Below are 17,070 nucleotides of genomic sequence, written 5' to 3'. Positions count from 1 at the left end.
GTGGAGTGTATTGGATTCGAACCAACGACCCCCGCCCTGTCAAGGCGGTGCTCTAAACCAGCTGAGCTAACACTCCATAACTCCAATCATTTGGGCGGCACTCGAACAAATGACCCGTAGATTGCCCGCCAAAGGTAAAATATATTTCGAATACCCAAAATGAAAAAACCGTGCATTGTCAGCACAAAATCGCATCACCAATCATAGTTTTAAGCATTTGTATAATATATATTCAAAATGACAAAAGATATGATCAACTCCTAGAAAAAGCGTAAAAATTCAATTAAAATAATGTATTTTTAGTGGTTGATATGAGAGGTGGCATGTTGATTTTTAGAATTCTCCCGCTATGTTTTGGATTAATCCTTGCATCATGTTCCATTGATGTTCCGGAAGACGTAGAAAAAGCCTCGGCCCAACTTCCCGAAACCATTGACTTTAACTTTCACGTTAAACCTATTTTGTCCGATCGCTGTTTTGCGTGCCATGGCCCGGACGAAGCCTCTAGAAAAGCAGATTTAAGACTTGATTTGGAAGAGGAAGCGTTCCGCAAACTCAAAAGTGGTAACTATGCGTTTGTTTCTGGAAAACCAGCAAAAAGCGAAAGTATTGTAAGAATATTGAGCAGTGACCCGGATAATATAATGCCGCCCCCGGAGTCCCATCTGTCCCTTTCAGCTGCTGAAAAGGCCATGATAATCAAATGGATAGAACAAGGCGCGGAGTGGAAGCCCCACTGGGCATTCACCAAACCCGAAAAGCCTAATACACCGAACACTGATGGTGTTTCCTGGCCCAACCACAACGCTATTGATGCGTTTGTACAACAAAAATTGCGATTAAACGATTTTGAGCCTTCCCCCGAAACGGAAAAAGAACGTTTGTTGCGAAGGGTTACCATGGATTTGAGCGGACTGCCGCCCACCATCCAAGAAATAGATGCCTTTCTTGAAGATACCGATCCAAAAGCCTACGAAAAGGTAGTTGATCGCCTGCTCGCCTCGGATGCTTACGCCGAACGCCTTGCCTTGGATTGGATGGATATTTCCCGTTATGCGGATTCCCACGGACTACATGCCGACGGCTGGCGTTTAATGTGGCCATGGCGCGATTGGGTCATTAAGGCCTTCAAAGAGAATATGCCTTATGATCAGTTTGTTACTTGGCAATTGGCCGGTGATCTCTTCCCTAATGCAACCCGGGAACAAAAATTGGCGACCGCTTTTAACCGTAATCATCCGATGACAGCAGAAGGTGGGGCAATTGAAGAGGAATTTCGTCTTAACTACGTTTGGGATCGGACGGAGACCGTTGGCACAGCCCTCCTGGGGCTTACAGTGGCCTGTGCCCGGTGCCATGATCATAAATTCGATCCTATTTCCCAAAAGGATTACTTTCAAATGACGGCCTTTTTCAACAATGTTAAGGAATTGGGCATGACCGGCGATGATGGCAATTATGGACCAATGCTCTCCCTACCCGACGCCGAAACGGAAAAAAAGTTGGCATCCCTTGAAAAATCCATACAGGAAAAAGAACATGAATTACGATTGACTAAAAAAGAATTGGCGGATTTGGAAAAATATATGAAAAAACTGCCCTCTGAATTTAAGCAAAAGGGGATACTTGGATATTTTCCCCTGGAAAAATTAACAAAGAACAGTGGAACCAAAAAAGGATATATTGTTGATGGGAATTCCAAGGTTACCACAAGGGAGGCCCCGAAAATTGTTGCGGGCAAAAGAGGAAAGGCCTTTGAGTTTACGGGGGAGTATGACGAAGTATATTTAAACAACATTCCCAATTTTGAGTGGACCGATAAATTTTCAATGGGACTTTGGCTTAACACCACCAAGCGCGAGGCGGGAAAAACACAGACCTTGTTGGGCACCTCAAGTGAAAAGAATAGCTTTTGGCGTGGTTGGGACTTCTACCTGGACAGCCTTAATCAACTCAATGTTAGGCTCATACATTCCCTGCCCCACAATTATATTCATGTGAAATCAAAGGACTCCATTCAAAAAAATGAATGGCAGCATGTTGCCTTTACCTATGACGGTTCGGGTAGTGCAAAAGGCCTACAATTGTTCATGGGTGGGAAAAAAGTTGAAGTCACATACCCTTATGACCGTTTATATAAGTCTATTAAGACCGTACAATCAGCCACTCATGAGGTATTTAACAGACCTGTGAGAGTGGCCAAAAGTTATCGCTCCTTCACAGGGGAAAACGGAATTTATAAAGGAAGGCTGGATGATATATTTGTGCATTCCAGACAACTCACTCCTCAAGAGATAGCCCAATTGGCCGCAGAAGATGATGGTTCCAAAACACCGGATATGGAATGGGCAACAGCATATTGGATAAATCAGGCACCCCAGGTCGGTAATATTGAAAAACAACTCAAAGCACTTAGGGTCCAATGGCTTTCGCATATGACGCCCGTAATGGAGGTAATGGTAATGGAAGAAATGCCAGAAGCGAGACCTGCCTTTGTATATAATCGTGGTGATTACACACAACCCTTATACCCGGTTGAGGCTACTACCCCAGAAGTTTTGCCAGGATTTTCGGAAGAATATCCAAAAAATCGATGGGGACTGGCCCAATGGATTTTTTCTGAGGACAATCCGCTAACCGCACGGGTAACGGTAAATCGCTATTGGCAAATGCTCTTTGGCAAAGGCTTGGTCAGTACGCCAGAGGATTTTGGGGTACAGGGAGCTTTACCTACCCATCCACAATTACTGGATTGGTTGGCGGCCACCTTCGTAGAAAGTAATTGGGACGTGAAAGAGTTAGTGAAGACCATGGTCATGTCCCATACCTATAGACAATCCTCCGAAGTTTCCCCTGAAATGCGGGAAAAAGATCCGAACAATATGTATTTGGCTCGGACAAATAGTTACCGATTACCTGCTGAAATGATTCGGGACAATGCCTTAGCAGCAAGTGGACTTTTGGTGCAACAGGTTGGAGGCAAAAGTGTAAAGCCCTATCAACCAAAGGGCCTTTGGATCGAAAAAAACAGTTTTTCCCATATTTTGTTGAACTACAAGGAATCCGAAGGAGACAGCCTATATCGAAGAGGGCTGTATACCTTTATTAGAAGGACTGCCCCTCATCCTGCGATGACCGCTTTTGATGCCCCGTCCAGGGAAGTCTGCACGGTAAAACGGGAAAACACGAATACACCCCTGCAAGCCCTGGTTTTGATGAACGACACCCAATTTGTGGAAGCTTCAAAAGTGTTGGCGGCGCGGATGCAAAAAGAAGGCGGGGTATCATTGGATGATCAAATTGCCTATGGGTTTCGGTTGGCGATCAGTCGCCTTCCCAAAACGGAAGAAACATCAATTCTAAAGGAGCTATACGAAACCCAATCCAAAAAGTACAAAGCCAATCCAAAAGAGGCCCTTGAGCTTTTATCTGTGGGAAGAAAGGAATTGGATGATTCATTGGATAAAAATAAAACAGCTGCTTTGACCATGGTAGCCAATACCATTCTAAACCATGACGAGGCATATATGAAACGATAAAATCCCAAGGTTAGGTGTGAACTTTGGACTTGTACATTTTTTAAACTTAAGCTTTAAAATTGTAAAACATGTGTACCCATAATCATAACAAAAACTATACACGAAGAGATTTTTTGACCAAGACCACTTTGGGAATGGGAGCACTATCCATGGCCTCCATGTTGGACCCCATGAGCGTCTTTGCAAAAAACCAACCATCGGGAGCGGTACCCGGAAATGGTGGTATTCTTGGCCAACCCCATTTTCCGCCCAAGGTTAAACGGGTCATCTATCTTTTTCAGAGTGGGGCACCATCACAGTTGGACCTATTTGATTATAAGCCTTTATTGAATAAAATGAATGGGCAGGATCTACCCGAAAGCGTACAACAAGGACAACGGCTTACCGGAATGTCCTCCGGCCAGGCTTCCTTACCCATTGCCGGAACCATTTTTGATTTCAAACAACATGGGCAGAGCGGGGCTTGGATGAGCAATTTAATGCCGTACACCTCAAAAGTGGTGGATGACCTTTGTTTTATCAAATCCATGTACACCGAAGCCATAAATCATGATCCGGCCATTACTTTTTTACAAACGGGGTCTCAACTGCCGGGAAGACCTTCCATCGGTTCTTGGGTAAGTTATGGCCTTGGGACGGACAACAAAAACCTCCCGGAATTTGTAGTGCTCGTTACCAAGGATAAATATGGCCAACCTTTATATTCCAGACTATGGGGTAACGGCTTTTTGCCTTCACAACACCAAGGGGTACAGTTTAGGGCCGGAAAAGATCCCGTACTATATTTGACCAACCCCCCTGGAATTGATGGTAAAAGTAGACGTGAACAGTTGGACCACCTTCAAAAATTGGAAAAAATAAATCATGAGGATGTCGGCGACCCGGAGATTCTTGCGCGTATGGCCCAATATGAAATGGCCTTCCGAATGCAGACATCGGTACCGGAAATCATGGATACCAAGGACGAACCGGATTATATTTATGATATGTACGGTGAGGACAGCCGTAAACCCGGAACTTTTGCCGCCAATTGTATTTTGGCAAGGCGATTGGCCGAACGGGATGTAAAGTTCATCCAGTTGTACCATCAAGGATGGGATCAGCATGGTAATCTCCCCAGCGCCATTAAAGTGCAGTGCAAAGATACCGATCAGGCTACGGCTGCACTGATTACCGATTTAAAACAACGCGGTATGTTGGAGGATACTTTGGTAATCTGGGGTGGAGAATTTGGTCGTACCAATTATTCACAAGGGCAGTTGACAGCAACCAACTTCGGTCGGGACCATCATCCAAAATGCTTCACTATTTTCATGGCTGGGGCCGGAATAAAAAAAGGGATTACCTTAGGGGCAACGGATGAGTTCGGATACAATGTAGTACAGCGTCCCGTACATGTCCACGATTTTCAGGCTACCTTAATGCACTTGTTGGGTGTAAATCATGAAAAACTAACCTTTAAATTTCAAGGAAGGAGATATCGGTTGACAGATGTTCATGGAGAGGTCGTCAACGAAATACTGGCATAAAATAGTACACGAAAACGGATGAAAATGAAAGCAACCAATACCAAACGCAGGGATTTTATCAAGAAAACGGCATTGGCCACCGGAGCTGGCCTAGTAGCCCCTAGCCTTACCTTTGGAATAACACATTCCTATAAGAATCTAGGGGAAACCGTAGGGCACGGGAATTTTAAATATCGTGTGGACAAGGAATGGGGTATCCAAGATCCTTCGAAAATTCCGGTAAATGACTGTCACGAAATGGCAATGGACAGCAAAGGACGTATTTTTATGACCACTACCGGTGCCAACAACAATAACGTTTTAATCTATGACACCTCGGGCAAAGTATTGGACTCCTGGGGGACAGATTTCCCCGGCGCCCATGGTTTATCCATAGCGGGCGAAGGGAGCGATCAATTCCTTCTCATCACAGATCCGGAAACCCACAGCGTCCATAAAACAGATTTAAATGGTAAAATTCTAATGACCTTAAAACGGCCTAAGGAAGTTTCCGGCTATACCCAAGACGACCAATTTAAACCTACCGAAACTACAGTATTGCCCAACGGGGATTTCTATGTTGCAGACGGCTATGGTGAAAACTACATTATTCAATATAGCTCAAATGGGGAATATATGAGACACTTTGGTGGAAAGGGAGAAGGAGATTTAAAATTTAATTGTTGTCACGGTATCACCGTAGATTCCAGACAGGCTGATACGCCAACTTTGTTGATTACATCACGCGCCAGTCAGGAATTTAAACGATTTTCATTGGAAGGCAAACATTTGGAGACCATTTCACTACCAGGGTGCTCCATTTGCCGACCGGTTATTCATGGTGAGAATATTTATTTTGCGGTAATCGTAACAAAGACATGGGATAGTTATGACGGTATGCTTGCTGTATTGGACAAAGAGAACAAGATAGTCTCATTTCCTGGAGGAAGTATACCCCAATATAATAATGGCATATTAATGGAACCCGAATATGATGGCAAAACGTTCAGAAATCCCCATGATGTTTTAGTAGATCATGATGGTAACCTTTATGTGCCGCAATGGGCCTCGGGAAAAACCTATCCTATCAAATTACATCGTGTATAATTATATCTTGTATTATAGTACCCCACCAACTCTAATTGTTTGTTTATGATCGCATTGGAATTTTCTACGTTTTTAGGTCGCTTTCATCCCTTATTCGTTCATTTACCTATAGGTTTCCTCTTTTTGGCCATTTTATTGGAGTGGTATGAAAAGTTTAAGAAAACGGAAAAACAAAGTCGCCTTGTCCCTATCGCTTGGTTTTTGGGCGGAGTAAGTGCCACCGGTGCAGCCTTGAGTGGATGGCTCCTTGCGGATACAGGTTTATATGAAGAAGATCAGTTATTTGCACATAGATGGTTGGGCGTTGCCTTAGTGGCTATCTCCTTCGTCGGGTGGTGGATTAAAAGCAAGCCGGAGAAACATACCAAACTTATCCATAATGGTTTCAACATTTTACTTCTGGCCCTACTGTTCATAGAAGGGCACAAGGGCGGAAACCTTACCCATGGTGAGGAATATTTGGTGGAGTACGCCCCAGAATCCATCCAAGGTATACTAGGCGTTTCAAAAGAAAAGGATTCGGTTGCAGCATTGGGCAATCCCGATTCCGTGTTGGTGTATCACGACTTGATTGCACCTATTTTTGAATCAAAATGCGTGGCTTGTCATAGTGATGAGGTACAAAGAGGTGGCCTTAATATGGCTTCTGCAGATTCATTGCAGATCGGTGGTGACGACGGGCCGGTTATTGCCCAGGGTAATTCCGTTGAAAGTGAGCTCTTTAGAAGAATTACACTTCCCCAGAAGAATATAAAATTTATGCCTCCCACTGAAAATGTACTAACCTATGATGAGATAAAGACAGTAGAATGGTGGATTGATCAAGGAGCTTCTTTTGAAGACCCGGTCTCAGCCTTTGAAGTGTCCGAAAACATGAAGCCTTTGTTGCTTCGCCGTTACGGTCTAAATACCGAACCTAGGCCATGGTATGAAACCGTGCAATTACCACCTTTGGACAGCACACAGATAACATCACTTCAAAAAAGCGGGTTTACCATAAAATCCCTAGGAGCTGAGAATCCCTTGTTGGACATAAAATATTCAGGTACGGATTTAACCCGGGAACAATTGGCCGAACTTGAAAAAGTAAATGAGTATGTTACTTGGCTTTCCCTGGCACGTACCAACGTGAAAAACGAGTGGCTTTCCATTGTTTCCAAATTCCCAAATCTTACAAGGCTCCAATTGGAAAAGACGACCATTTCGGATGAGGGTGTAACATATCTTTCGGGCCTAAGACATTTGGAAGCGCTCAATCTCTACGGAACCAATGTTACCGATTCCTGTTTAACAGATCTTCAAAAACTGGAAGGCCTCAAAAGGGTTTATTTATGGGAGACCAAGGTTACCAATGCCAATGCCAAATCCTTACAGGAGGGAAAGGAAACCTTGGAGGTAGTCATTGGTGAAAGCTAAATCTTTTTGTCTATGGCAAAAAATAAAAAGGAAATACGATACGACTCAAGATATCCATCAATTGAAGATCTTAGGACGAGGGCCCAAAAAAGAATTCCACGTTTCGCCTTTGAATATCTGGATGGTGGCTGCAACGAGGATATTAATCTTGATAAAAACACATCGGATATCCGGAAGGTTGAGCTCCTTCCCTATTACCTTACCTCCCACACGGAATCGAAGATGAAGACCGAGCTTTTTGGTCATACCTACGATGCCCCTTTTGGTATTGCCCCGGTTGGGCTACAAGGGCTTATGTGGCCCAATTCACCTGAAGTATTGGCCAAGGCAGCTTTTGAGCATAATATACCCTTTATACTAAGTACGGTTAGCACCAGTAGCATAGAACGGATCTCAGAGTTGACCGAAGGACAGGCCTGGTTTCAATTATACCATCCCACGGAGACCTCGGTCCGCGACGATATCATAAAAAGAGCCGAAGCCGCAGGATGCCCGGTTTTAGTAATTTTATGTGATGTCCCCACCTTTGGTTTTCGACCAAGGGATATCAGAAATGGCCTGGCCATGCCTCCCAAGATGTCCATTACCAATATGCTCCAGATATTAGGCAAACCGCAATGGGCCTATAATACCCTACGTTACGGACAACCCAATTTTGAGACCTTGAGACCTTATATGCCCAAAAATCTCAATTTGAAGCAGTTGGGAAAATTTATGGACCAAACCTTTTCCGGTAGGCTAAATGAAGAGCGCATTAGACCTATTCGAGACATGTGGAAGGGTAAGTTGGTACTGAAAGGAGTTGCCAATGAATCGGATGCCGAAAAAGCCATCGAATTGGGGTTGGACGGAATTATCGTTTCCAATCATGGTGGAAGACAACTGGATGCCGGGGAATCCACCATAAGACCATTAACCCGCATTGCCAAAGATTATGGGGATAAAATTAGGGTTATGATGGATAGCGGCCTACGCTCGGGGCCTGACATTGCGCGTACAATAGCTAGCGGCGCGGAATTTACCTTTATGGGACGTTCCTTTATGTATGGGGTTGCAGCTTTGGGCAAAAAGGGAGGAGATCATACCATTTCACTTCTAAAAACTCAGTTACAACAGGTTATGGAGCAAATTTGCTGTGAAGATGTAAAGGATTTTCCAAGGCATTTGATTTCCAATTCTTGACCTATTCCCAGATACCACGCAATAGATACATAATTCATCAGGATTTTCATTATATTTAGGTTTATCGCTTTTATTTAAAATACGAATATGTCCAAATATAATGTTGCCGTTTTGGGTCCAATTCCAAGGGACCATATCACCACACATCATGGGGAGGTTATAGAAAAATATGGTTGTGCTACGCACACCGCGATTGGCCTATCCAAGCTTTTAGGTGATGACGGCACCGTATTTCTCGTTTCCCATGTTCGCAAAAAGGACGAAAAAGCAATCAAGGAAATATTGACGGAATACCCTAATATCAATGTGGACTATATAACCTCCGATCATGATCAGGGTGATGTTATAAGCCTAAAATTCATAGATCAAAATAACCGCTTGGAAAGGCAAACCGGATTTATGAATCCCATAGTGCCCGAAGACGTGGCCCATCTTTTGCATTGCGATGTTTTTGTATGCGTACCTATTACCGATTATGAGGTTCCTTTGGAAACTTTGAAATATATTAAAGAAAACAGCAAGGGTACCCTAATATTTGATGCCCATGGTCCTACAAATACAGTTACCATAACCGGGGATAGACTGATTAAATTTTGGGTAGATCGGGATCAGTGGCTACCTTATATCGACGTGCTCAAAATGAACTTGGAAGAATCAAAATGTTGTTGGTTCGAAAAGGAGTATCCTCCTGATAGTCTGGTCCACATCAACGACGAAAACACGGATCATCTTCCAGCTTTTGCAAATCATGCATTGAATCATGGTGTTAAATCGTTGATAGTTACGTTGGATTCCAAGGGAGGGGCCGTTTTTTTTAAAAAGGATGGAGCAGTAAAACAGGAAATCGTTAAATCCATACGTGTGGAACATGTTGTGGACACCACGGGTTGTGGCGATTCCTTTGCCGGCGGACTTGGGTTCGGTCTTTTGGAAAATCCCACGGATTATGCAAAAGCTGCCAAATATGCCAATGCATTGGGAGCCCAACGTACCCAAGGTAGGGATTTCAGTGTTTTTAAGTCCAAAAAGGAAACCGACCAAATGATTCTGGATAATTACGGCAATATTTGATAGACTTATGTAGGAGCCTTGGATTTTTTCCTGGGTGATAAGCAATCGTTTACGGGAAGACAACTAACCCTCTTTCCTATCCCAAACTGTTCATCGGCAAGTAAAACCGTAAACAACTATTCCTATTGATGTCCCTGTATAAAATCATGCGGGGAACTACTTTCCAAACCTATATCTTCTGAAACTGTCGATTGGGTCATAGGTTCATTTATTGTTGCGCAATAAACTGAACCAAATTTTACATTATTATACAATTATTTGTCAATAAACTACGTGTTAATTTTTTTATAAAAAAATGAATCCCTATATTCGGTAACGTTAACGAAAATATTGTGTACGTTAACGTTTGTAAGAAAAATAATATTTTTTTGATTGTTCGTAGCTGGGTATGCCAATTGACAGGCTCGGAAAAGGCGAACAATTCCTAATGCAACAAAAACAACCCAACTACTACCACTATGTCATATAGAAATAAAAGTCCTTGAAAAACTTTAGGTGAAATTGCACTCCAAACAGGAGCGTTTTATTTCAAAAAATTTACCAAAAAAACCAAAATCTCTTCAACTACCTAAGAAACAACTAACAATAAATATGATATGAAAAAACTACCCTCAAAAAGACCATTGCTTAGGGCGAGAAGCTTTTTGTCATTCCTTTTATGTTGTCTTATGGCCACATACATAATGCATGCCAACAAAGCCCCGGTCAAAATGAGCAATTCGATTGAAGTTCCCCAATCCACCGTTACCGGTGTTGTCTATGACGAAAACGGAAGTCCACTACCTGGTGCAAGTGTAGTAATAAAGGGAACTACAACCGGTGTTGTCACCGGTTTTGACGGTGATTACTCCATTGAGGCCGCTGCCGATGCCATTCTGGTATTCGGTTATGTGGGATATAGTTCCCAAGAAATAGCGATCAATGGAAGATCTACCATAAACGTTAACATGGAAATCGATGCCTCGCAATTGGATGAAGTAGTGGTCGTTGGATATGGTACCCAAAAGAAAGGTGAAGTAACGGGTTCCATATCGACCATCGGGGCCGAATCCATTGAAAAAATTCAAACTGCCAGTAGTATTGATGCCATAAAGGGTCAGGTTGCGGGTGTCGATATTCAGGCCAATGGTGGACGACCTGGTGAAAATTCCACGGTACGTATACGGGGGCGACGATCTATTTCGGCCTCCAATGATCCTTTATATGTCATTGACGGAATTCCACAAATAAGTGGTAACGCCGCGGTTGCTGACATCAACCCACAGGACATCGAAACCATGAACGTACTTAAAGACGCAGCAGCAACTGCCATTTATGGGTCCAGGGGTGCCAATGGCGTTATCCTCATTACCACTAAAAGAGGTCGTGTAGGGGATTCCAAAGTAAGTTATAGCAGCCATTTTGGTATTACCTCTGCAACTCGTTTGGTCGATATGATGAACGGAGAAGAATTTGCGGCCCTAAAACGGGAGTCCAGAAGAATAGGTGCTACGGACGCGGACAGATGGAACGGGCCACTTGCCCCGGACGAAGATGTCTTTGACGATCCCATTGAATTGGAATCTTTGGCCCTTGGAAGGTCTACGGATTATTTGGACCTAGTATTGGACAATGGTTGGCAAACCAACCATCAGGTCAGTGTTAGCGGCGGTTCCGAAAAAACAACCTTCAATACATCCGTAGGTTACTTTAATGAGCAAGGTATTATTAGCACCATGGATTTTGAACGTTTTACGGGACGAATAAATCTGGACCATAGAATTAATGATATTTTCAAAGTTGGGATGTCCTTCACCGTTTCCCACTCCATCCAAAATTTTGGATCCAATGCCGTTATGGGGGAAGCTTTGGCGAACAACCCATTAGGTGTACCTTTTGATGAAAATGGAGATCCTATTTTCCTACCTACCAATGATGGTATCCGGACCAATCCATTAAGCGAATTGGTAGACGGTGCCTTTGTCGATGAGCGAAAGGTGACCCGTATTTTTGCCCCGGTTTATATAGATATTAATATTGCCAAAGGCCTAAAATGGACTACTAACTTTGGTCCTGATATCCGCTATCTGAGAAGAGGCGAGTTTAGGGGTAGTTTTACAAATGATAACCGAGGTGGCCCAGGGGATGCAGAGGTCGAAAATGTTCAAAACTTTGGATATACCTTGGAGAACATTCTGAACTTCAACAAAACGTTCAATGAAAAACACAATGTAGGAGTCACACTGCTTCAAAGTATTCAGAGTTCAAGGGAAGAGACCTACAAGGGCGAGGTTGCCAACATTCCTTATGAAGAGCAACTGTTCTACAATATGTCTACCGCATCTGTCCGGGGTAATATCGACTCGGATTTGGAAGAATGGACTTTGGCTTCCTTTATGGGAAGGGTAAACTATGATTATAAGGGTAAGTACCTTTTTCAGGCCTCACTTCGTGCGGACGGTTCGTCGCGTTTGGCTGAGGGGAAAAAGTGGAATTACTTTCCAGGAGTCTCGGCGGGATGGCGAATTTCCCAAGAGGACTTTTTAATAAATAGCAATACGATCTCCGATCTTAAGCTAAGGGTCTCTTACGGAGAGGTTGGGAACACCTCGGTAAATCCGTATCAAACACAAGGGACATTGGAAGATACCGACTATGCCTTTGGTGAATTACTGGCCTTGGGTTTCTCACTTAGCGATATTCCGAACAGCAATTTAGGTTGGGAGGTGTCAAAGACCATAAGTGCCGGTGTCGACTTCGGATTATTGAACAATCGGATCACGGGCTCCCTGGATTATTATTCTACCAAGACAGAGGACCTTTTATTGGATAGGACACTACCACCTTCCTCCGGATATTCGAGTGTATTCCAGAACGTCGGTTCTACGGCAACAAAGGGATTGGAGTTCAGTGTTAATGGGGATGTCATTAGTAACCCAGGAGGTTTCAACTGGAATGTTGGTTTTAACATTGCCACCTATACAGAGGAGATTACCGACCTCCCTTTAAAGGATGAGAATGGTAATCCACTTGATGATATTGGCAACAAATGGTTTATTGGTCAGCCGGTAAATGTATTCTTTGACTACGAGAAAATAGGAATTTACCAAGCCAATGAAGTTGACCTTGCGGCCAACGCCGAGGGTAAAGTGCCCGGGGAAATAAAGCTAAGGGACCAAAATGGTGATGGGGTCATTACCGATGAAGATCGGATTATCCTAGGAACGGACATACCGGATTATTACGGAGGTATCACCAATACGTTTGAATACAAAGGGTTTGATCTTAGCTTCTTCTTTTACTTCCGCCAAGGTCAAATGATTCGTTCCCGTTTTCATGACAGCAATAATTCCTTATTCGGCCGGTACAATAACTTGGACGTGGATTATTGGACCATTGATAATCCCACCAACGAAGCACCTCGCCCAAATGAAAATCAGACAAGCCCAAAAAATGGCTCCACCATGACTTATTTTGATGGCAGCTATATTAAACTGCGAAATTTGACCTTGGGTTACAACTTTCCCAGTTCCTTGACCGAAAAGCTCAATATTTCTAGTTTGCGGTTGTTTGTTGCGGGACAAAATCTGTGGTTTCTATCGGATTACGAAACCTTTGATCCCGAAGTATCTGAAGAAGATGACTTGACGAGAAATGATGACGGCGAGATTACGGAAAGAGGTCAGGGTGTTTCAAGCAGCACTGTACCTAGTAATAAAATGTGGTCCATAGGCCTAAATGTAACTTTTTGATAAAAAATAGTATTGTTAAAGAAGATAAATTTAATATGATGGAAAGAAAAAAATATACATTCTTGCTTTTAGCGCTGCTATTTGTAACGCAGTCTTGCGATGATTATTTGGAAGAGGAATTGATATCGGATGTCTCTGCCGGAACCTATTATACCACTGAAGCAGGTCTAGAAGATGCCGTTGATGCTACCTATGCTTGGTTAAAGGGTTTTTATGGTCCGGAACGGGGCTTTACCATGACTACTTTTGGTACCGACATCTTTACCAATGGTTCTGATGGTGGCCATAAAAGGGTAAATTTCTATGACCAATCCTTTGATGCCACCGAAAGCTATGTGAATGAAATGTGGAGCGACTGGTATCGAGGCATCAACCAGGCAAATGCAGTAATTGGCCGTTCTGCCGATGTGGAAATGGACGAGACCCAAAAAACCATTTGGGTGGCCGAAGCCCGATGGCTACGTGCTTTTTATTACTATGATGTGGTACGAACCTATGGCGATGCCCATCTCAGTTTGGATGAAACCGTTGGTGTGGAAGTTGAGGCCAACAGAACCGCCGCATCCGAGATTTATGCGCAGGCTATCATCCCAGACCTTGAATTTGCCATTGCCAATTTACCGGATACACAAGACGAATACGGTAGGGCCACAAGACCTGCCGCGGAGTTTTTATTGGGCAAGGTATTGTTGAGACGTGCCCAGACATCCTTTGCTGCCGGCGATGATGCAAGTAGGGCAGAAACGCTGTTCAGCAATGTTATCAATAACTATGGTTTTGAACTACTGCCTGATTATGCCGATCTATGGGACATCAACAATCAAGAGAATTCGGAAATCGTCTGGAATTTGACCATAGCCAAATCCTTGGTGGATGAAGGCATAGATAGTGAAGGTCACCGGGGGCACCTTTATTTTTTGATGGAATATGATATTCGAAGAGGAATGACCCGGGATATTGCCAATGGGAGGCCTTGGAAAAGGTTTAGACCCACCCCATTTTTGTTGGGACTTTGGGATCGCGATATAGATACGCGATATGACAAGGGTTTTAAGCATGTTTGGTTCGCCAACAAAGAAGTTTCCGATGAAAGGGGAAATTTGGCAATCGGCGATACCGCCCTATTTATTCCAGGTCCCGGTAGGGATATTGATTGGCCCCAAGCGAGAAAAGATGCGGCCCCCTATATTGTATATACTGCGGATGACTATACGGAACGTATTTTTCCTTCGATGAACAAATGGATAGACCCCACGCGACCCGATCGTCAAAAAACTCAGGGACAACGTGATGTTGTGCTTATGCGTTTGGCCGATGCCTATCTATTACGTGCCGAAGCGAGACTAATTCAGAATAATACCGCCGGTGCAGCCGATGACATAAACATGGTCCGAACAAGGGCGGCCGTACCGGGACAAGAGGCCGCCATGCAGATTACGGCAGGAGATGTGGATATGGACTTCTTGTTGGACGAACGCGCCAGGGAACTTTTTGGCGAACACGCCCGCTGGTGGGACTTAACACGTACTGGAAAGTTGGTGGAACGTGTGCGGTTGCATAATATTGAAGGCGGCCCGAACATTCAGGACTTTCATGTTTTAAGGCCAATAGGTCAAGATCAAATTGATAGGACCGTCGGTGGATATCCACAAAATCCGGGTTATCCACAATAATAATTCTTACTTGTTTGGTTTAGTTTGAGTTAGTTTATTCTGCCCTCCTGTCCATCCTATTGGATGGGAGGGTTTTTTAATGTTACTTATGAAGAAAAGACGGAAATCAAAGAGTCGTACTATTTTCTTTAACTATGATTTCTACGGGAATATCAAGGTTTAATTCGGATTTATCTTGTTTGGTGATGAAATTAAAAAGGCTTTTTATAGCAGCATAGCCCTGATATTTAGGTTGTTGATTGATCAAAAAATTGATTTTGCCTTCCTTTAGGTATTCCAAATTTTGTTTATTCAAGTCAAAACCTACAATGAAAGTATTTTTCACCTGATACTGTTCCAATATCTTAGGTAACAAATGTGATTTTGAATTTGTTACGAACATTCCTTTTGGGGTGTCCTTGCCGAACCAGTCCTCCATTTCGGGTGTAACTTTGAATTCATCGTTCAGGGAGTAGTTAATCGTATGGATAGTAACCTTCTCATTAATGGTCTTAAAAAACTCCTTAAACCCCTGTTCACGTTGTATGTTGTTGGCATGAATACCGCGATCATTCAACATATTTACCACAAAATAGTCGCCCTTAACCCCCATAAGACCATGGAGCAACCTTCCGGCTACCCTGCCTGCCTTATGGGAATTCTGACGAATAAAACAGGCTGGGCCTTCAAGTTCTACTTCGGTATCCAGAAAAACTACAGGTATTTTCTTCCTTTTTGCACGTTCAAGTAATAGATTACTTTCCTTTTTAAAGAATGGCACGGTCACTATGGCATCGTAGTTCTTTAGGAAAATCTGTTTTGTAAGATTATTGAAGGATGACGAATCCAAGAACAGATAATTGTCCACGGCCACTCCTAATTCCTTTAATTCCTGTACGGCCTGTTCGATACCTTTTTTGGGAAGCTTCCAATAATTCCATTTATTTTTTGCCTCCGGTATCAACACCGCAAATTTTATCTTTTTTACAGAGGCCAATTTCAAACGACTGGCCGTAGTGTTTTTTGTATATCCGATTTCCTCGATAACCTTTCGTACCCTTCTTTCAGTTTCCTTGGAAACACCTTTTCTATTGTGCAATACACGATCTACCGTACCTATCGACACATTTGCAAGTTCCGCGATTTTCTTTATTCCCATACCTCTCTAAGGGATTAGTTGGTTTGGTATTCTATATTATACGACACTTTACAAAGAAGAGGAAAATGGTAAAAAAAATTACAATTCAGCTATTGCAATATTCCTGAACTGTATGGTCATATCCCTTCCTGGATGTAGTTGAAGGCCCACGGGACCTTTTAAGTTGGCTTCTTTCAATGTATAGTTCATTACTTCCTTTCCGTTGAGCCATACTTTATACGTATTGCCAGTTGCCATGGCTTTTATAGTGTTCCATCCATCCTTTCTCAAAAGCTCCTTTACACCCTCGGCCTCTACTGGATACCCGGACTTGGGAACATAGGGCGAAGCCGTCATATCCCTTTTTAAAGAACCTGATATCCCAATTTGAATCTGGGCATTCCGTTCATCCTCACCTCTCATAAAAATACCGGAATCAATGGTACCCTTGCCAAACTTAAAATCCAATTGCACAACAAAATCGTTGTATTCCTTTTTGGTCCAAAGTATGGATCCTTTTTGATCGGGGTCGCTTTTTGCCCAAAGCGATTGCTCCTCAATAGTCCACCAGATGTTGCTATCGGGCACTTGCCACTGTTTCAGGTCCGTACCATCAAATAGAGTCTCCAACTTGTAATCCATCTCTTGTCCAAAAGCCATGGATACGAATATCAATACAATAACTAGGGGATAGATAGACTTCATTTTTCTAAAATTTATGTAACA

Annotated in this window: 10 protein-coding genes and 1 tRNA gene; 8 read left to right on the top strand and 3 right to left on the bottom strand. The window is 43.1% G+C overall.

Features of this window, described 5'->3' with window-relative positions; translation table 11 throughout:
* Window position 1: 1 nt before the first annotated feature.
* Window positions 2–76, bottom strand: a tRNA-Val gene (locus tag Q0993_RS01245).
* Window positions 77–323: 247 nt separating this feature from the next.
* On the opposite strand from Q0993_RS01245, the gene Q0993_RS01240 reads away from it, so the two are divergent.
* From Q0993_RS01240 to Q0993_RS01205, 8 genes are all read left to right on the top strand, one after another.
* Complete coding sequence (locus tag Q0993_RS01240; RefSeq protein WP_299529022.1) at window positions 324–3,539, top strand: DUF1553 domain-containing protein; 3,216 nt, start codon at window positions 324–326, stop codon at window positions 3,537–3,539.
* Window positions 3,540–3,607: 68 nt separating this feature from the next.
* Entirely contained in the window at window positions 3,608–5,068 is a 1,461-nt protein-coding gene (locus Q0993_RS01235) for a DUF1501 domain-containing protein (RefSeq protein ID WP_299529020.1), read from the top strand.
* Window positions 5,069–5,092: 24 nt separating this feature from the next.
* Window positions 5,093–6,154, top strand: coding sequence for a twin-arginine translocation signal domain-containing protein (locus Q0993_RS01230; RefSeq protein ID WP_299529018.1), 1,062 nt, complete (start codon window positions 5,093–5,095; stop codon window positions 6,152–6,154).
* A gap of 45 nt (window positions 6,155–6,199) precedes the next feature.
* Window positions 6,200–7,570 carry a c-type cytochrome domain-containing protein gene (locus Q0993_RS01225; RefSeq protein ID WP_299529016.1) on the top strand — a complete coding sequence of 457 codons (1,371 nt, stop codon included), beginning with the start codon at window positions 6,200–6,202 and terminating at the stop codon, window positions 7,568–7,570.
* 12 nt (window positions 7,571–7,582) lie between these two features.
* Window positions 7,583–8,752, top strand: coding sequence for an alpha-hydroxy acid oxidase (locus Q0993_RS01220; protein ID WP_299529014.1), 1,170 nt, complete (start codon window positions 7,583–7,585; stop codon window positions 8,750–8,752).
* A gap of 87 nt (window positions 8,753–8,839) precedes the next feature.
* A complete protein-coding gene (locus tag Q0993_RS01215; protein ID WP_299529012.1) occupies window positions 8,840–9,823 on the top strand; it encodes a carbohydrate kinase family protein in 984 nt (327 codons plus the stop codon).
* A 710-nt stretch (window positions 9,824–10,533) separates the two neighbouring features.
* Entirely contained in the window at window positions 10,534–13,554 is a 3,021-nt protein-coding gene (locus Q0993_RS01210) for a TonB-dependent receptor (RefSeq protein WP_299529010.1), read from the top strand.
* A gap of 35 nt (window positions 13,555–13,589) precedes the next feature.
* Complete coding sequence (locus Q0993_RS01205; RefSeq protein WP_299529008.1) at window positions 13,590–15,227, top strand: RagB/SusD family nutrient uptake outer membrane protein; 1,638 nt, start codon at window positions 13,590–13,592, stop codon at window positions 15,225–15,227.
* A gap of 106 nt (window positions 15,228–15,333) precedes the next feature.
* Here the strand turns inward: Q0993_RS01205 and Q0993_RS01200 are convergent, their stop codons facing one another.
* Window positions 15,334–16,365 (bottom strand): substrate-binding domain-containing protein, encoded by a 1,032-nt coding sequence (locus tag Q0993_RS01200; RefSeq protein ID WP_299529006.1) that lies wholly within the window; start codon window positions 16,363–16,365, stop codon window positions 15,334–15,336.
* A gap of 78 nt (window positions 16,366–16,443) precedes the next feature.
* Window positions 16,444–17,049 carry a DUF1080 domain-containing protein gene (locus tag Q0993_RS01195; protein ID WP_299529004.1) on the bottom strand — a complete coding sequence of 202 codons (606 nt, stop codon included), beginning with the start codon at window positions 17,047–17,049 and terminating at the stop codon, window positions 16,444–16,446.
* Window positions 17,050–17,070 lie beyond the last annotated feature (21 nt).

The sequence above is a fragment of the Ulvibacterium sp. genome (assembly GCF_028285715.1).
GTDB lineage: Bacteria > Bacteroidota > Bacteroidia > Flavobacteriales > Flavobacteriaceae > Ulvibacterium.
The sequence above is the reverse complement of the archived record's forward strand: the minus strand, read 5'-3'. Positions and strand labels throughout refer to the sequence as shown.